The sequence below is a fragment of the Sphingobacterium hotanense genome, from assembly GCF_008274825.1.
Lineage (GTDB): Bacteria > Bacteroidota > Bacteroidia > Sphingobacteriales > Sphingobacteriaceae > Sphingobacterium > Sphingobacterium hotanense.
Window position 1 is genome coordinate 2,025,281 of record NZ_CP030848.1, and the last position, 17,966, is coordinate 2,043,246.

The 17,966-nt window shown below is 38.1% G+C and carries 19 protein-coding genes and 2 tRNA genes; 13 read left to right on the plus strand and 8 right to left on the minus strand.

Going from position 1 to position 17,966, the window contains the following annotated elements; all coding sequences use genetic code 11:
* Positions 1-12 precede the first annotated feature (12 nt).
* Entirely contained in the window at positions 13-486 is a 474-nt protein-coding gene (locus DSM08_RS08345; RefSeq protein WP_149525730.1) for a DinB family protein, read from the plus strand.
* A 64-nt stretch (positions 487-550) separates the two neighbouring features.
* Here the strand turns inward: DSM08_RS08345 and DSM08_RS08350 are convergent, their stop codons facing one another.
* Entirely contained in the window at positions 551-997 is a 447-nt protein-coding gene (locus DSM08_RS08350; RefSeq protein ID WP_149525731.1) for a nuclear transport factor 2 family protein, read from the minus strand.
* A 238-nt stretch (positions 998-1,235) separates the two neighbouring features.
* On the minus strand, positions 1,236-1,601 hold the full coding sequence (locus DSM08_RS08355; RefSeq protein ID WP_149525732.1) for a winged helix-turn-helix transcriptional regulator: 366 nt from the start codon (positions 1,599-1,601) through the stop codon (positions 1,236-1,238).
* Between the two features lie 301 nt (positions 1,602-1,902).
* On the opposite strand from DSM08_RS08355, the gene DSM08_RS08360 reads away from it, so the two are divergent.
* Together DSM08_RS08360 and DSM08_RS08365 are read left to right on the plus strand one after the other, a co-directional pair.
* Positions 1,903-2,343, plus strand: a complete 441-nt coding sequence (locus DSM08_RS08360; protein WP_149525733.1) for a hypothetical protein — start codon at positions 1,903-1,905, stop codon at positions 2,341-2,343.
* A gap of 173 nt (positions 2,344-2,516) precedes the next feature.
* Positions 2,517-2,762, plus strand: coding sequence for a hypothetical protein (locus DSM08_RS08365; protein ID WP_187774015.1), 246 nt, complete (start codon positions 2,517-2,519; stop codon positions 2,760-2,762).
* Between the two features lie 276 nt (positions 2,763-3,038).
* On the opposite strand, the gene DSM08_RS08370 is transcribed toward DSM08_RS08365, so the two are convergent.
* Positions 3,039-3,123, minus strand: a tRNA-Ser gene (locus DSM08_RS08370).
* Between the two features lie 334 nt (positions 3,124-3,457).
* On the opposite strand from DSM08_RS08370, the gene DSM08_RS08375 reads away from it, so the two are divergent.
* A tRNA-Arg gene (locus DSM08_RS08375) sits at positions 3,458-3,531 on the plus strand.
* A gap of 113 nt (positions 3,532-3,644) precedes the next feature.
* On the opposite strand, the gene DSM08_RS08380 is transcribed toward DSM08_RS08375, so the two are convergent.
* Together DSM08_RS08380 and DSM08_RS08385 are read right to left on the minus strand one after the other, a co-directional pair.
* Positions 3,645-4,436 (minus strand): hypothetical protein, encoded by a 792-nt coding sequence (locus DSM08_RS08380; RefSeq protein ID WP_149525735.1) that lies wholly within the window; start codon positions 4,434-4,436, stop codon positions 3,645-3,647.
* Positions 4,437-5,113: 677 nt separating this feature from the next.
* Positions 5,114-5,575 carry a hypothetical protein gene (locus DSM08_RS08385; protein ID WP_149525736.1) on the minus strand — a complete coding sequence of 154 codons (462 nt, stop codon included), beginning with the start codon at positions 5,573-5,575 and terminating at the stop codon, positions 5,114-5,116.
* A gap of 377 nt (positions 5,576-5,952) precedes the next feature.
* Between DSM08_RS08385 and DSM08_RS08390 the strand changes: the two genes are divergently transcribed.
* Both DSM08_RS08390 and DSM08_RS08395 read left to right on the plus strand, forming a co-directional pair.
* Entirely contained in the window at positions 5,953-6,366 is a 414-nt protein-coding gene (locus DSM08_RS08390) for a hypothetical protein (protein ID WP_223110885.1), read from the plus strand.
* Between the two features lie 162 nt (positions 6,367-6,528).
* Entirely contained in the window at positions 6,529-7,545 is a 1,017-nt protein-coding gene (locus tag DSM08_RS08395) for a hypothetical protein (RefSeq protein WP_149525738.1), read from the plus strand.
* Between the two features lie 13 nt (positions 7,546-7,558).
* Here the strand turns inward: DSM08_RS08395 and DSM08_RS08400 are convergent, their stop codons facing one another.
* Positions 7,559-8,923, minus strand: coding sequence for a coiled-coil domain-containing protein (locus tag DSM08_RS08400; protein ID WP_149525739.1), 1,365 nt, complete (start codon positions 8,921-8,923; stop codon positions 7,559-7,561).
* A gap of 88 nt (positions 8,924-9,011) precedes the next feature.
* Entirely contained in the window at positions 9,012-9,665 is a 654-nt protein-coding gene (locus DSM08_RS08405) for a hypothetical protein (RefSeq protein WP_149525740.1), read from the minus strand.
* A gap of 216 nt (positions 9,666-9,881) precedes the next feature.
* Between DSM08_RS08405 and DSM08_RS08410 the strand changes: the two genes are divergently transcribed.
* The 7 genes from DSM08_RS08410 to DSM08_RS08440 all read left to right on the plus strand — a co-directional run bounded on the left by DSM08_RS08410 (position 9,882) and on the right by DSM08_RS08440 (position 16,797).
* On the plus strand, positions 9,882-10,418 hold the full coding sequence (locus tag DSM08_RS08410; protein WP_149525741.1) for a YfiT family bacillithiol transferase: 537 nt from the start codon (positions 9,882-9,884) through the stop codon (positions 10,416-10,418).
* Between the two features lie 80 nt (positions 10,419-10,498).
* Positions 10,499-11,506, plus strand: coding sequence for an NAD(P)H-dependent glycerol-3-phosphate dehydrogenase (locus tag DSM08_RS08415; RefSeq protein ID WP_149525742.1), 1,008 nt, complete (start codon positions 10,499-10,501; stop codon positions 11,504-11,506).
* Positions 11,507-12,406, plus strand: a complete 900-nt coding sequence (gene hemF, locus DSM08_RS08420) for an oxygen-dependent coproporphyrinogen oxidase (protein ID WP_149525743.1) — start codon at positions 11,507-11,509, stop codon at positions 12,404-12,406.
* A 17-nt stretch (positions 12,407-12,423) separates the two neighbouring features.
* On the plus strand, positions 12,424-13,668 hold the full coding sequence (locus DSM08_RS08425; protein WP_149525744.1) for a M16 family metallopeptidase: 1,245 nt from the start codon (positions 12,424-12,426) through the stop codon (positions 13,666-13,668).
* 1 nt (position 13,669) lies between these two features.
* Complete coding sequence (locus tag DSM08_RS08430; protein WP_149525745.1) at positions 13,670-14,953, plus strand: M16 family metallopeptidase; 1,284 nt, start codon at positions 13,670-13,672, stop codon at positions 14,951-14,953.
* Positions 14,954-15,075: 122 nt separating this feature from the next.
* Entirely contained in the window at positions 15,076-15,426 is a 351-nt protein-coding gene (locus DSM08_RS08435; protein ID WP_149525746.1) for a DUF4870 domain-containing protein, read from the plus strand.
* Positions 15,427-15,687: 261 nt separating this feature from the next.
* Positions 15,688-16,797, plus strand: coding sequence for a TlpA disulfide reductase family protein (locus tag DSM08_RS08440; protein WP_149525747.1), 1,110 nt, complete (start codon positions 15,688-15,690; stop codon positions 16,795-16,797).
* Positions 16,798-17,375: 578 nt separating this feature from the next.
* Here DSM08_RS08440 and DSM08_RS08445 read toward each other — a convergent pair.
* Positions 17,376-17,825, minus strand: a complete 450-nt coding sequence (locus tag DSM08_RS08445) for a hypothetical protein (protein WP_149525748.1) — start codon at positions 17,823-17,825, stop codon at positions 17,376-17,378.
* Positions 17,826-17,966 lie beyond the last annotated feature (141 nt).

The following is a 17,966-nucleotide window of genomic DNA, read 5'->3' on the forward strand; positions in this document are numbered from 1 at the left end:
ACATTTAAAGAGATGAGCACGAAAGAAATTATTAGCAGAGACGAGTTTTTGAATCATTGGCAAGGACATCGTACATTGACAAGGAAGACAATCGAAGCATTTCCCGAAGCGGAGATATTTAAGTTCTCAATTGGCGGCATGCGCGTATTCGGTGATTTAATCAAAGAATTACTGAGCATCGCTGCGCCAGGATTGGATGGAATTGTCCATAAGAAAATCGAGGGCTATTCTCACGAGTTGCCGGAACTAAAAACGAAGAGCGATCTTCTCAACGAATGGGATCAACAGACCTCGCAGATTAACGAGCTTTTTAAGCAGATTCCCGATGAGCAGTTTCACGAATCCTTTAACCTATTCGGCGAATATGAATTTCCGGTTTATCAGAATCTATTGTATTTCGTAGACAATGAAATACATCATCGCGCGCAGGGCTTTGTGTACTTGCGTGCATTAGGCATCGAACCGCCATTTTTCTGGGATAGATAATCAATAACATAAAAGAGGGCCAAGCATTTTTGCTTGGCCCTCTTTGTGTTGCTATTGGAGATTATTATTTCTGATAAACAGAGTTTACTTCGTTGATTTTCCATCCATCTTGGTCCATGTTGATCGAAACGTAGTCGATTCTTTTAAAGTTTCCGAAGTCTAAGGTAACACGGGCTAAACTATAGTTTCTATTTTTCTCAACCAGCTCATAACTCACTTCGCAATCATATTGAACCCCTTTATTTTTCTTTAAGAAGCTGATATAATCTTCTTTTCCAGATACTTTTTGCGATTTTCCAGCATTGAACTTTTGTTTGAAATTGTTGTCGAATAGATCGTTGATGTAAAGTGTGTTTCCATTTACTGTTGCGTTGATATATTCATCAACTACATTCTCAACTACGGCTTTGTTTAAGGTCTTCTTTTCCTCCTTAATAGGGTTTGCAAATACGTTTACTGATGAAACGAATAATAATGCTGCAATTGCGAAAGTTTTAGTTAGAGTTTTCATGTCTTTTATTTTTTAATGTTTAATTGTTCTGTTTATTATTTCTTATTTGATACTCCAAAGGTAGGGTAAGGATGGATGCAGCCCTAGGTAGATTAGGCTGATGTGCAAGAAAATTCGGTGAAAGTCGGGGAGGGTTCGGTAAAAATATGCGGAGAATATTTACCGAGTGTTAAATTCAAAAGAAAAAGCCTTCACTACAGATAGGAAGGCTTTTAAATGTAAATTCTACTGATTCGTGTTATTGACCAGAGGTTAGCAACTTGATTCGATGCGTTTTTCCCCAGTCTACCAATTGCTGGATTAGGTCGCCTGCAGAACGTCCGTATTCAGTTATGGTATAACGAACGGTAATAGGCTTTGTGTTTTGTTGTTCACGATGAACCAGATGGTTTTCTTCTAGATCTTTTAATTCTTTAGTGAGCATTTTTGCAGAAATCCCAGTAATTTCTCTTTGCATCTTTTTGAAAGTGTTAATCTGATCATCACGAGTAATTAAATAATGGAGGATAAGCAACTTCCATTTTCCACCTAGCACTTCCAACGTGTCGCGCATAGCGAGCAAATTGAGACTACATTCTGGTGGGTCGTTTTTTAATGTTTTCATACTAATGTGTTCGGGGGCTAATTAATGTATTAATAGTGTAATGTTAAAGCACATCAAAACTAAGTAATTTATTTATTAACGAAAATAAATTCAAAAAAATTTCGTCAGTTTTCACACAATTTAGCATAGATTAATATTTGTGGTTTTCTGTGTTCCCTTGTTAAGACAGGTAGATAGTGCTTGTAATATCCAATATCATAGTGGATTAGCGGTTTATTGTCGTATTAAAATGACAATTACTGAATTACCACTTTTGAATAGTGGCAATAAAACATACATTTAAAGTATAAAATATAATACTATGAAAAAACTTGGACTCCTTTTGCTGATAAGTGTATTTTTTATCGCATGCAGTGAAAACGACGTTAAACCACCTAAACTAAAAGATCAAATTGCTGCAGATTTGCAAAATACTGTTTGGACGCCCCATCGCGTTGAAATTATAGAGGGTGACGATGTCGAAGGTACTGTTGTTGATAAAGGGCTGGCTGAAATAAAGTCCGTTCGTTTTATCGACGATGTTTTAGAATGCACGGGTAAGGATGGCGTTACGAACCGCTTGGGGTATGATGTTTCGAATGCCAATAAAGTAGATGAAATTCCAGATATCATAACGCTGAACGTTAAATCTTCATATCCTTTCTTTTACATTTTTATAGACAAGAATTATTCAAGCCTTGAACTGCAGGTGAAAGCTGATAAAAATTCGAATTTTCATCAGAAAGCATTTTACTCTAAATAAAACTGAATTTTTATTTATTAAGTTTCTAAATATAAAAAGCAGACATAATTTGTCTGCTTTTTCACTTCCCAATTAAACTTATTCTTTTTAAAGTCCTTTGCGACATTTTTTACACGCGCTTTATACATTTATTCGATATCTAACGTTTATAATTAATGGAAAAGCATTTAGATATGATAAACAATCAAACCTTAAGCAATGAGCGTATTTTACAGGGATTACGTTTGTTGAATGAAAAACACAAAGCATACCTGGAGGATGAAGGGAAATGGTTAGATGGTGGCTTCGAAACTTTGGTAACCATTGATGCTAACCATGCTGACCCAGATTTATCGACTTTAATGGTGAAAAAGGAAATATACATGATGTTGCCTAATGATATTCGCGACGATGTGCAACGTGTGATCGATGTTGAATAGGCGATAATTCCACAACATCAACAAATCAAGAACAGATCAGGATAGTTGAATTGTGGGATGATCATCATTAAATATAAGCGGGATGGATTCCCGCTTTTTGTTTTCATAAAGCTTTTTTTCTGAAGGGGTCTTTTGTCAATGGCCATCAAGAACTTTCAACCCTGTGGGTGTTACGATGGAAACATGGATGTTTTACGGTACTTAATAAAGTTAATGGTTGTGGGCAAATCCTAGCATAGCAAAAAAGCTCCAATCTTTCGATTGAAGCTTTTTGTGCGGAGAGTGAGGGATTCGAACCCCCGAACCTGTGACAGTTAACGGTTTTCAAGACCGCCGCATTCGACCACTCTGCCAACTCTCCGCGACAAAAGTACAAATTCTGATTTGTTCTCCAAATAAAAAGTGAAAATAATATCCTCAAAAATGCCCTTATAGTGCTAATAACACTGATATTTAAGCGGTTATTGTTAAAAAATATTTTAACCTTAATCTCATCAATTCTATAATATACTTTGAAAGATCATTTTTAATAATAATTGCACTGAAGGGGCCTAAAAGGCCTTTTTTGAACATTTGGGACATGGAACGTAAATTATGTTGTTGGAAAGCAATCACTTATTACCTATTGTATAAAATTTATGTGAAAAATTTTGCTTTTTACCCTCAAATAGCTACTTTTGCTTCACAAAATAAAAGCGCCAATAGCTCAGCTGGATAGAGCAACGGTTTTCTAAACCGTAGGTCTTAGGTTCGAACCCTAATTGGCGTACTTCTTATTTAAAGCCTTTCAAATCATTGAAAGGCTTTTTTTATTAAAGCGCATATTAATAGTTCTTTAATCCTTCGGAGTTTTTGATGTCCATTAATAATCCGAGTTAAACCTCAAGCAACTGTATTCACATTATAAAAAAACGCGCCTCTATCGGCTTGTTGAATCCACTCTAACTGAACATCCAGCACACTTAATGAAATTTCAAAGTTCTTCATGTCCTCGCTACTTACGCCTTCTAGGAATGCCTGTTTTATCTTTTCATTCCAATTCGAAAAGCTTGTTGAATTCTGTAGAAGGTGAGTATTATAGATTTCTAACAGATACTTTTCGTATAAATGCAGTAACTCTTTGCTGTCATTCGATTTTCGGAATTCAACTAATATTTGGACAACTTCACGAACACCTGGATACAACGTTTTATTGACATATTGAAATAGATGGGCTTTTTGTGATTGATCGATCGGTCTTTGATCTAGAAACTCGATAAAAATCCAAAGTCTATCCGAGTAGCAGGAAATTAGTTTGTTGAGATCGGATAAATTGGTGAGAAAGTCTTCCTTAGTTTTTGCAAACACAAGATAGCGACTGTAGTCATTGAGATCAACTTTCGTCTCGACTAAATCTAAGGCGCGAATATTATTAACTATATCCATGGTTCGTTCAAGTTCCAACTGATATTTCCAATCTCTATCCTTGCGTTTGTGGACAATGGTGAAGCCAACCCGTTTAAATGCGGTTAATAGGGCCATGCCTAACATGAGGATGTGCAAGAAGATTCCCGATAGTTGAAAACCATTCGGGTTGAACGAATAGAATAAGGACGTTAGCGTCAGTATTATGGAAACAAGGATCACACAAATCAACAGGGATTTGGAATAATAGGGTATAAGGTTGACATTCATGATATTGAGAGGTTTAAGTTTTTGTCTAAATTAATAGTTTAATATTAATAGAAAAATAATTTAGTTTTAAGGAGTGGTTATATTTCGCGAGGAAACGCGATGGTTGGCTCCTATAAATATTAGGTAAAGATAAATTTGTTAGGCGAAACATAATCAACGATTCTATATGGTAGTTGTTCTTTACTTATGAAGATTCCAAAATTCAGCAAGCGGCAATACTGGTATTTCAGGTGGTTTTTCCTCTATCCATTCCTTATTTATATCTTGGGGCGAATAATCATGCTAATATTTTTGCTCATGGATTCTCCTGAGTAAAAACATTTTTTCAAAAAAAACATTTTATATTTTATACAACTAATTAATAAACTAACTGTTCAACTTTTATGATGGAGGACAAAAATTTTATCGGCACGCTGATATGGATCATCATCATCGTTTTAGGGATTGTACTTATATATATCGTTTATAATCTCTTTTGGGCGACTGTAGAGGAGGTAGAGGAGGGTATTAGTTTAATTGGATAAACCAAAATGCCATGAAAACAAACACAAGATTAAGGTCTACGATTATATGGTTAGTAATCGTAATCCTACTTATCATTGCTTTATATTATGCATGGTATTACTTCTACTCTGGAATCCCCGAATCTCAACGCTTTCCAGAATAGTTTCGGCACGTTATAAGCTGTCCAAATATTTTAGGTCTTCATCTTTAATAGAGGGAAGTATAAATTCCTGCTGGACGCCGGATTCTTTAGCTTCCTTATCCCAATTTAAAAGGACTGCATTGGTTTCATCTAAGTTCTTTTTATAGAGCTTAAAAATTGCCTCTGAAATGCCAATTTCTTTGCCATTTTGAGCCGTCAGTATGTATTGATTATCTTTTACTTCTATATGAGAGTACACGCGGCGTACAATTTCTTTGACCTGTTGCAGTGTTGAGTCTGGGATTTTAGACTTTCCTGTTACATAATCTGTGTCTTCTAAATACTTGATATCGACATCGAGGATATCGGCATAACCACTGCCTGAAGTCGTTTCGGCTTGTACATTCTTTACTGTCTCGCCAGAATTTGATTGGCAGGAGGCAACAATAAATAGACTTAAACCCATTAAATATTTTGCAGAAGACCGTTTCATAGTAATTGGAATTACATTATTACTAAATATACTCTATTTCTTTTCTTAAAAGAAAAATTAGCAGGATTAAAAAAAATCTAACTGTTATGTTTAACATTCTTTATCGAAACTGTCTTAATCAATCTCGCGGCACAATGTTCCATTTTTTTAAGTTTCAATTGGGGATCCGTGAGCTCTTTATCCAAACTTGCTCGGCATACTTCCCTTTCAAAGCCCTTTCAGACCCAATGCATAACCCTATCAAAGCCCTTTTGGAGCGGGTTTGATAGGGATGCACATTGGGTTTGGTTAGGATATCAGTTATCGCAGCTGTCTTTTTGGATGTTTTTGTCTTTGTTTACTAGGATTTCCTTATTTTTACCTGACACACCTAATACATGAAATTTATGCATCCAGTTTTGAAGAATATTCTAGCCATTGTGCTTGGTTTGGTCGCGGGTAGCTTGGTTAATGGGGGAATTATTCAGATAAGTTCTTCCATTATCGCTCCTCCAGAAGGGGTGGATGTGATGACGGCGGAAGGATTAAAGGCTGGTTTACATTTGTTCGAGCCTAAACATTTTTTAATGCCATTTTTGGCGCATGCCCTAGGAACATTGTTTGGAGCTTTTGTCGCTGCTAAGATCTGTGCAGGACCAAAATTGCTTTATGCGATGATTATTGGTTTTTTCTTCCTTTTTGGCGGTATTTCGATGATCTTTATGGTTCCATCGCCTCTGTGGTTTAGCATTGTTGATTTAACACTTGCTTACCTTCCCATGGCTTTTCTGGGTGCCCGATTAGCGAAATAGTCGTCCCTTTCGGTTAATGTGAAAAGGAATACCGAACATGTTTATTGAAGAAATAATATTTCAATAATCGATTGTTAATAATATTTTTCTATTTTCAGGAAATTATTTTTAACAAGGGTCGATGGTTATAGTTTGTTTCATTTAACATCTTTGCTTTTTTATATGCGGATGTTTTTCCTTTCAGCACTAATAGCGCTCTTATCTACTTCCTGTGCAAGTATTTTCAACGGTCCTTACAAAAAAGTCCAGGTTCATACCACCCAGGCTGCTACCGTTTATTATAATGAAGGTTCAGTAAAAACGGTCGATAATATTGCTTCATTTGAGGTTAAGCGTAAAAAAGATACGATGCAGTTTTCGGTCTTGCAGGACACGAGCATGCGCACATACGCTGTCAATAAAAAGCATTCGTTTGCTTTTTGGAGCAATATCCCCTTGAAGTTTGGGGTTGGCATGTTGGTGGATTTTACGAATCCTAAGCGCTTCACCTATCCATCGCATATTTATTTAGATTCCAGCAATACGAACAAAGGATATGATACCTTTGAAAAAAAACTGCCGAAGGGTAGATGGGAATTTCAAGTGGACATGCCGTTCGTGAATCTATTTCATCGCGAGGATCCCTACGGATACCGAGAATTGCAAGAAGGATTTTTCGGTGTCGGCCTAGGCATCAATCACTTCTACCGAAATAATACTTACCTTAATTTCTCGGCCCATTCTTTTTTACTATCTAATTATCCGCTGCCGCCTCCGTTTATTGTTTTCGAACAAAAAACAAATAAGGAATTCAGCTATCAACTCACGCTGTCCAATAACCATAGAATTCAAAAGTTTAATCTAGGCTATGGCTTAGCTTATGTTTTCAATCGTACAGGCTACACTGTTCGGCTTCCAGACACAATGGAGCCGCAAACGCTTAATCTGCTAGCCTCTACCAGAGTTCTGCCAGGAGGAGATGTGACGAAGATCGCAAAGAGTGTCGAGCCGGGGATATTTGAACAGCATTGGAGGAATACGCAGTCTTTTGGTATGTGGTTTCCTATATCCTACGAATTGACAAAGGGAATTAGTGCCTCGTTTCAGTATAGACCGACTTTTTATAGAGATAAGAGTACGATGGAGTCTAAGTTTGAGAATTTATATTCTTTTGGATTGATCTATAGAATGAAGCTTTAAAGTCCCTTAAATGCTAATTATTTAACAATGCATTTTTAGAGTGTGCTAAGTCTTCTGCCGGCAAAGAGGCCAGGAAGCTTTTGTATTTTCCGAGATAACTAATTAAGTTCCACTTTGAACAATATGGATTAATCTGTGTTGTGCTCGTTAGATTCCGGATACAGGGCGTGACTTGGTTCCAATTGGAAGTTGCCTCGCCGGCAGTATTATTCCATACCGAGCACTCTATTTTCCGACTTGCCATGACCATTCTGTTGGTTTCACTGATTATGACATTCATAAATGCGGTATTTGTTTTTGTCGCGGCATTAATTTCACTTTCAAACTGTTGCTTTAGTAGGTATATCCTCTCATTGGCTTTTTGTGTGGAACTATTGGTTGCCGCTATATTACTGTCAAATTGTGGTTTAATTTCGATCGTTTTATCTTGGATTTTTTTCTCAAGTCCTTCGGACAGGTAAGAAATTTCCAGGTTTAAACCTCTATTTTTAGATTTTAAGTCTTCTATTTCTGCTGCTAAAGATTTAGCTAGCGCCAAACTTTGTTCAATTTTTGAAGCCGCAGCTGTATCCATCTGATATTGTTTGCTCTCTATTCTTTTTTCGTTCGCAACAATTTCCTGATTTTTAAACTCTTGCAGTTCCTTAGTCTCAGTTTCTATTCTGTTTTTTACTTTTTCGCTTTCAGCTCTGAAGGCATCATTATAACGGAAAATGCGTGCTTTGTTGATTTCAATTTGATCGTTTGCAATAAGAATATCACTTGCTACATCACATAGCTTGCGTATCAATACTTCTTGCTTATTTTGCGCTTCCTGCAGTACTGTAGTTTCATAATTTTTGCTCAGCTTGGTAACTTCCTCACAGAGTGATACATTGTTTTTTGTAAGCTTATCCGTTTCCAAAAGATTTGCTTGAATAAATTCATCGGTATTTTGGATGCGTTGAAGTTGTACTTTTTGTATCGCTATTTTTTCATTATACTGTTTTCTAACATTTTCTAATTCCGCTGTTGTTGCAGGGATCGCATAACCTTTTACTTCCCCTAGGTGTTCTTCGAAGTCTATTCCAATTTTTTCCAAATCAGTTTTCCAGCGATTACACTCGCTGCAACGGGCACCCACTTTCATGTCGCCCACTAGGGCGTCTCTTTCCCGTACGAGCGCATTAATTTTATCGGTGATTTCTTGTTTTTTCATCCTCCATTTTTCTTCTAAAGCAGGTAAATCGCGCTTGAGTTGCGCAATTCGATCTTTATTTTTTTCGTACTGGAGTACCTTGGATTCAATTGAATTCACGTAAGAAAGCCCAGAGGTTTGCGTCTGTGCATGACAATTAATAAACGTTAAAAGTGCTATGATTAAAAGAAGGGGTCTCATATTCTATCAATTAATTGCTATATATTCTATAGTTCGCCACTGCTTATTGGGATTCTTGCGAAGCAATTTATAAGGACATCCTGCCTTACTATTCACCAAAGGGATCGTCTTCAGCTTTCATCAGATCACGAAGATATTCCAACGCTTTTTTTAGTTTGTTGAAGTTGCTGGGGTCAGACTGTAAATAGGATAGGTAAACCACTTTTACAGATTCACTAACGCGATGTTGTGGATATTCTCTAATCTCATGACATTCTCCATAGTGGCTATGATTTTCATTCGTTACTTTCTTAGTCGGTGCGAAAAAATTGATATTGCGTTGTGCCACATTGTTGACTAAGGTTATTTTCAGCGTACCAATCGGTTCACCGCTAATAACATTAACTTCATGGTCTATTGCGACGATATGAGCAGGGTTCAGTATCGTTTCGTGTTCCTGGATTACAAAGTCGCAAGGATAAGTGGTATCTCCATAGCCATCGTTCTTATAATTTCTTCTTCTTTGATCAAAACGAAGATTCTCGCCCGAGAGACTAACGCGGTTTTCTGTATAATAATAAGTAAAATTCTGTGCGACACTTACATCACGAATTGTTCGATAGTGACCAACAACTTCGTTTGCCTTTTTATTCAAATAATTGATTGTTTCTTCTTTTGTCAATGTAGCGTTTTGCGCTTGGCAAATCATTACGCAGAAGAAAAATAAAGCGATAGGGATGACACAGCGGATTGATGTTTTCATGATGCTTCCATAATTAAGTTTCCCCGGTAAATTTCACCTAATGGGTATTTTGATACAATACCTAACAGTAGGTATTTATGGGTTCAGCGGCACCAATAAAGGTTTTAACTTTCCTGTGCTTCTTTTGACTTTAATTCTATTCTTATTTTCCACGAATAATTAATAAATTGAAATGCTCATTAGGAATTAATCTATTGCGCATTTTTTTTCGTTCTCATGAGTTTAGAAATCGACAAACTTCGTTACCCCATAGGGAAATTTATTCGGCCGACACAAATTGATCAACAAACCCTAACACTTTGGATCGAAAGCATTCGAAAGTTTCCGGAACGATTACGTAATGAAATCGCTACACTCTCGAAAAAGGATTTTAATAAAACCTATAGACCAAATGGCTGGACGATTACTCAATTGATCAATCATTGTGCAGATAGCCATATCAATAGTTTTGTTCGATTTAAACTGGCTTTAACTGAAGACACCCCCACAATTAAAACCTATCAGGAAGATCGATGGGCAGCTTTGGCAGATTCTAAGGATTTTCCTGTCGAAAGCTCATTGAAGATCATGGATGGTATTCACGAGCGCTGGTCTCATCTTTTGGCGAGCTTGAGCGATGAAGATCTTAATCGATGCTTCAAGCATCCGGAGACTGATGAATTGATCGATCTACGTACGAATATTGGGATTTATGCATGGCACTGTAATCATCATCTTGCACACATCATTAACGCGAAGTCGGGCAAATACTAGATGCTTCCGACGCTGAGCTTTTTGCTTTTCATTAGTGCTAAAGGCATATATTGCCTATCTTTGTTGTTTATTTATAGGAAATGAGTGAACAAAAGACGAATATTGGTTTAATTGGTAGTGGAAGTTGGGCGACCGCCATGATCAAGATGCTAACGGACAACCCTAAAGATAAGCAAGTAAACTGGTGGGTCCGCAAGCAAGAAGACATCGATTATATAAAATCCTATCAACATAATCCTTCCTATTTAAGCGCAGTTGAAATTAAGCTACCTGAAAGTAGATTATATATCGACGCCAAAAAAGTGATTCAAGAATCTGATATCATCATCCTTAACACACCTGCAGCATATCTGGAAGATGCTTTGGCCGATGTTACGGTAGAAGATATGCAGGGTAAGATCATTGTATCGGCAATTAAAGGAATCATTCCTTCTTTAAAAGAGATTGTAGGCGAATATCTTGTAGATCGTTATTCGGTTTCGGCAGACGATATTATTGTCGTCGGTGGGCCTTGCCATGCGGAGGAGGTTTCATTAGAGAAACTTTCTTATTTAACCTTTGCATCGAAGAATACAGCAAATGCGGCATTTGTTGCGCAGTATTTTCAAACGCATTATATCAAGACCGTTATTTCTAATGACGCTACTGGTGTAGAATATGGTGCAGTCTTAAAGAATATTTACGCCTTAGCGGGTGGTATTTGCCATGGGTTGGGATATGGCGATAATTTCCAGGCGGTATTGATTTCCAACGCTATCCGCGAGATGGAGTATTTTGTAGATGCGATAGAGCCGCAAGATCGTGAGATCAATAATTCGGGCTATCTAGGCGACCTTTTGGTGACAGCCTATTCACAATTTAGCCGTAACCGGACCTTCGGGACGATGATCGGCAAGGGCTATAGTGTCAAGTCTGCGCAACTGGAAATGAATATGGTTGCCGAAGGGTATTTTGCTTCAGATTGCATTCAGGATATTATCAACAGACACCATTTGCAAATGCCTATTTGTAATACGGTGTACGATATCTTATATAAGAATAAGTCGGCAATTTTAGCCGTTAGAGAGTTAGCAGATAAATTATCATAGATGATTACAAAAGAGCAGATTGCTGAAAAATATAAAGAAATACAGCACGAGATTACGCAGGCTTTAGAAAAGTTGGACGGGGTTTCGGTTTTTGTAGAAGAGAATTGGGAACGTGATGGCGGCGGCGGCGGTCGCACGCGTGTGATCCAACATGGTGATATTTTGGAAAAAGGAGGAGTCAATTTCTCCGCAGTACATGGCGAATTGCCTGCACAGATCAAGAAGGCCTTTGGGGTCGAAGAAGATCAGTTTTTTGCGACAGGCGTTTCTATTGTTATCCATCCGAATAATCCATGGGTTCCTATCATCCATATGAATATCCGCTACTTTGAGCTCAATGATCAAATTCGTTGGTTCGGCGGAGGTATCGATTTGACACCACACTATGTTGTCGAAGAAGATGCGCAATATTTTCATGAGCAATTAAAATCCGTATGCGATAAATACAGTCCAAATTTTTATCCGGAGTTTAAAACTTGGGCTGACAATTATTTCTATATCAAGCATCGTGAAGAAACGAGGGGAGTGGGCGGTATCTTTTATGATAAGCTGACTTCGGAGAAAGCAGGAATTTCTGAGGAAGATATATTTGCTTTTTCATGTGATTTGGGGCGCTTATTTCCGAAGGTCTACACTGAAATCGTCAATAGACATCGCCATCAGGAATATACAGATCGTGAAAAGAACTGGCAGTTACTGCGTCGCGGTCGTTACGTAGAATTCAATCTGGTTTATGATGCGGGTACGAAGTTTGGTTTAGAAACGAATGGACGGATCGAGTCCATCTTAATGAGTTTGCCGGAGCAAGCCAACTGGTTTTATAATTTCAAGACTGAGGCTGGTTCCTTGGAGGAAAAAACACTTTCTCTATTGAAGAAAGACATTTCCTGGGTAAAATAATACTTAAAGCAGATTTCATGGTATCTTTTGAAAGATTCATTTTAAAAAATGGGTTGCGTGTACTCGTACATGAAGACCCACATAGTCCAATGGCGTGCGTTAATATTTTATATGACGTGGGCGCTAGAGACGAACAGCCCGATAAAACGGGCTTTGCACATTTATTTGAGCATTTGATGTTTAGCGGATCGGTACATATTCCTAGTTTCGATCAGGCTTTACAGCGAGTGGGAGGCGAGAACAATGCCTTTACTTCAAATGATATCACCAACTACTATATCACGCTGCCGGCTTCTAACCTAGAAACTGCTTTTTGGTTGGAAAGCGATCGTATGCTGAGCCTGGCATTCAACGAGCAAGGTCTGGAAGTGCAACGATCGGTGGTGATTGAAGAATTCAAGCAACGCTATCTAAATCAGCCTTATGGGGATGTTTGGTTGAAGCTGCGTCCGATGGCTTATAAGGAACATCCATATCGTTGGGCGACCATTGGGAAGGAAATCAAACATATTGAAGAGGCTACACTTGCCGACGTAAAGAGTTTCTTTAGTAAATATTACTTGCCAAGTAATGCAATTATGGTAGTTACTGGAGATGTGAAGACTGAGGAGGTGAAGTTACTTGCTGAAAAATGGTTTGGGGATATACCGGGAGGTCAGAAACCTGTGCGCAGTTTGCCTACTGAGCCATTACAGCTCGCCGCGCGCAAGGAAGAGGTCTTTGCCGAAGTGCCTGTGGACAGTCTTTATATGGCGTTTCACACGGTCGACAGACTGCATAAGGATTACCAAACGGCTGATTTAATCACCGATATTCTGTCGAGAGGTAGCTCGTCGCGTTTGTATCGAAGTTTGGTTAAAGAGAGACATTTGTTCTCAGAAATCAATTGCTATATTCTTGGCAGTATCGATTCGAACCTGTTGATGTTGGAAGGAAAGCCATCCGAAGGGGTAAGCCTGGAGGAAGCAGAGCGTGCGGTATGGGAAGAGTTGAATAGGCTTAAAAATGAGTTGGTTACGGATTATGAGCTAAACAAAGTGAAGAACAAGATTGAGTCAACTTTGGTGTTTGCTGAATTATCCATTTTAGATAAGGCTATGAACTTGGCATTTTACGAGCTATTGGGTGATGCCAACAATTATAATAAAGAAATAGCGAAGTATATTGCTGTTGATGCAGCGGATATACAGCGCGTAGCAAAGGAGATATTTAGGGCAGAGAATTCATCTGTATTATTTTACCATGCACAAAAGTCGGCATAATATGATCAATAGAGAACTTGCACCGGCATTGCATGCCATCGATGAGATTACGCTTCAGCAGCCAGAGCAATACGACTTTGCGAACGGACTGAGGGTATTCGTATTTCCTGCTCCTGAACAAGAGCTGATCAAAGCGGAATTTGTATTCCGAAATGTATTTGAAGGCAATGAGAATCCTGTTGCCAATGTGGCGTTGGGTAATCTGTTGAAAGAGGGGACTTCAAAATTGTCTAGCGCCCGCATCGCTGAAGAAATTGATTATTACGGCGCCTATCTGGTTCCTGAATACAGTTTTGATCACAATGCTCTAACTCTGTATACCCTTCGGAAGCATGTTGATGCAATCTTGCCTATTGTGCACGAGGTCTTGACGGACGCTATTTTTCCGGAAAAGGAACTGAATACCTATATCCGAAATAATAAGCAGAATCTGCAGATATCGATGGAAAAGTCGGATTTCTTAGCTCGAAGACGTTTCTACCATGAGTTATTTCCGAACACTCGTTATGGGATATCCCTAACGAAAGAGTCGCTCGGTGCCCTCGATCGCGAACAGGTTATCGCACTTTATAAAAAGCAGATTCAGCCTAGCAATGCTACTTTGTTCTTGTCAGGTAACATTACGGCTGATGTGTTGGCTCATTTTAAATTGTATTTCGAGCAACAATGGACAAATCGCGAAGTGGTTCAGGAACATGGATTTCCTGTATTAGAGCCTATTTTGCCGGTTTATAGTTTCATTGATAAGCCATCCGCTTTACAGTCTGCTATACGCCTTGGAAAGCGCAGCATTCAACGTTCTCATCCGGATTATCCGGCATTGCAATTTACGAATACCTTATTGGGCGGCTACTTCGGTTCTCGCTTGATGAGCAATATCCGAGAAGAGAAAGGTTATACTTATAGTATCGGATCCGCGGTGGCGAATTTAAATCATGCGGGTTTTTTCACGATTGCCACTGAAGTAGGCGTAGAATACACCGCGAATACTCTGACAGAGATAGAGAAAGAAATGGATCGTTTGCAGCAAGAGCTGGTTCCTGAGCAGGAGATGGAGCTTGTCAGAAACTACATGCTCGGGAGTATGTTGGGCAGCCTGGAGTCGGTATTCTCCCATGTAGATAAGTTTAAATCTGTTTATTTCTCGGGCTTGACTTTGGATTACTATCATTATTACACAGACGTCATTCAGCAAATAAGCGCAGAAGAAGTGCGAGACATAGCGGCACAATACCTGCGATATGAGGATATGTTAAAGATTGTGGTAGGGAAGGAGTCTGAATAAGTTAAAAAACCCTGATTTCAGGGATAAAATATCCCTATGATTAACTGTAGGTTTGTTATACCGTAAGATACTTGATCGTATCGATAAGGTGCAAAATTTACAAAATTAAAATATCGCTAATCATGGAGAAGAATGATTTAAAAGTTAACACAGCAGGCTTACAAGACAACAAAACTATTGCTATTATTGCTTACATTACTTGGATTGGGCTTTTAGTAGCCTTTATCATGAATAAAGACAAGCAAGACCCTTTCGTAAAATTTCATATTCGTCAAAATCTGGGACTTTTTGTCATCGGGATTCTTAGCGGATTATTGAACTTTATTCCATCGGTAGGTGCGATGATCAGCTATGTAGTTTTTGCCATACTTTTCGTGCTGTGGATCATCGGACTTCTAGGGGCTTTTAGTGGAAAAACTAGTCCAATACCTTTCGTTGGCTCGATGTTTCAGGATTGGTTCAAAGGAATTTAATACGACTAATTTTATACTCTTTATATTGTTGTTATTAGCTCTCTAATTGATTAGAGAGCTTTTTCTTTTCCTATCGTTCGAAACGATGCTTTGCCGGCAAATGAAGTTTGAAGAAATCGAGTTAGGGCAAAACAGTGTGTTTGGGTTATAAAAATTTAAATGATATTTAACATATTTTTGGTTTTATGGTAGTTGTATTGTCTTTATATTAGAATAACTATTAAGGGGTTGAGTTTTTATAGCCTAAAGCAATCGACGAATATGAATTATCTAAAGTTTTTATCCTTAGCCATCGCAGGTGCTATGTGTCTACCGGCGTTCGCCGCAGAATTTATAGTCAAAGGAAAAGTAAAACACTCGGAGGGGCGCTCCAAAATTTGTTTGGGCTATCTTGGGGATGATGGAAATTATTTGAGTGACACGACCAATATTGTTGATGGTAATTTTACGATCAAAGGCCAAGTGTCCAGTGTACAGAAAGCCACGCTACAATTCATCTCCGATGATAAGGCTCAGCGCTATGTCTACTTAGAGTTTTACTTGGAGCCGGGAAATGTCATGATTGAAATCGATGAGGATATTCGGGAAGCGCAGGTGACTGCCGGTACTGAACAAGCTTTGGCAGTCCAATTAAAAGGACAAATCGGCGGTCTTCGCAAAGAATTGGATTCAGTCTTTTCTACCTATCGGTCTGTTCTGGCGAAGAAAGATAGTGTATTAATGAAAGACTATTTAGCTACAGTTGCAAAGCTGAGTTCGGCGATTAATTTAGCCGAATTGGATTTTGTGAAGCGCAATCCTGAGTCCATGGTGGCGTTTGACGTGGTAAAAGCGCGATCTTACATTATTGACGTAAAACAATTTTCTCCATTTTTAGCGGCCCTTGGTCAAAAGGCAAAGGATTCAGAAGAAGGTCGCGAAATGTCCAATAGATTGGAGATTGCGAAAAAAACGAGGGTTGGAAAGCCTATGATCGAAGTCAATCTTGCAGATAGTACTGGCAATTTGATGAAGCTTTCTGAAGTTAAAGGGAAGTATGTGTTACTGGAGTTTTGGTCGTCTTGGTGTGGGCCTTGTCGAGCAGAGCATCCAAACCTTAAGAAAGCATATGCTGAATTTAAGGATAAGGGTTTCGAGATCTACGCAGTTTCATTGGATAGTAGGAAAGCAGATTGGTTGAAGGCTATTAAAGATGATGATCTACCGTGGATACATGTTTCGGACTTGAAAGGATTACAGTGCGCCGCTGCAGTTGATTATGGCATCATTGCAATTCCACAAAATGTGTTGATTGATGATAAAGGAACAATTGTAGAGAAAAACCTCCGTGGAGATTCTTTACAAATCACACTTTCAAAATTATTGAACTAGATTATCATTCGGAAAAATAGAAATCTGAATACCATCCTCACCATATTTGCGGAGGGCATTAGCTTCTGCAGGGTTTCCTATATCCATTTTTGAAATGGAACACATTCAATACAATGATTCATTCGCCTTCATCAAAGGCGAATAATAATTAAATTGAAGAATGAAGTTTATGGTATGAGTGGTGCGTTTTTACCCTTTCGACCACATTTAGAACAGTAGCGAACGGTTTTGCCTTTGCTATCGATGCGGCTTGTCCATACATGAAAGCATATAATTTTTGTTTTGAATAGTACGTATAGAACTAAAATTACAACGGAAATAATAGATATCGTGATCATCTGCATTAATTAAAATATGTACAGGCATCTTCAAAGATGCTTTATAAGCTCTTTCTTAGATACCCGTAACAGCGCGTTACTCATTAGTTGTAGGGGAAGTCTTCAAATCTTGCAGCAATCGATTGAATACAAAGTAAAAGTAGTACAAAATGTTTAATTAAGCAATAATTTATTGTTATTATTATAATTCGTAGATAATATTGAATTAATATAGAAAGACTATTTGTTTTATCGTTAAAATTAGTCGATTAATAGCCATAAATGCTCAAGATTGTTCAATACGGTGCTCGGTCTAGCTTTGTTATTCAATAGGTCGGTGTCACTGCCCTCTAAATGCCAATTTAAGTCCTCGTCAGCAACTTTTAACATCTTAAAGATTGAATCCTCATCTTTGGCACTAAAATCCGCTTGTAACAGATTGATGCCTCTCTCGCGAAAGATATCTTCCGCCTCTTCTTTAGTTACCCGACGAAGTTTAGGAAGGATCTCATCAAAACGCTTAAGTTCCGCTGCCATTTCGTTTGGAAAGTGGTCGGCTAAGTAAGCAGTGTATAAATCTCTATTTTTCGTTCTTAACGCTTCATTTCTATATGCTATTCTTCCTGGAGAGAGGTTGAAATCAAAGTCTTCCGGATTAGCAATAAATCCAAATTGTCTGTCTAAATTATCTATACGTTCTTCTAAGGTCATGTTCGCCAATTTTTTAAATCAAGTTGATAGTTTTTAAACGTGAGTTTTTGGAAAATGTTTTATCGTATCAGCAGTAGATTTTTTATAAAGAGTTGAAATATATTACAAAAGTGTTTTTTCTATTCAATTATATTCATAATT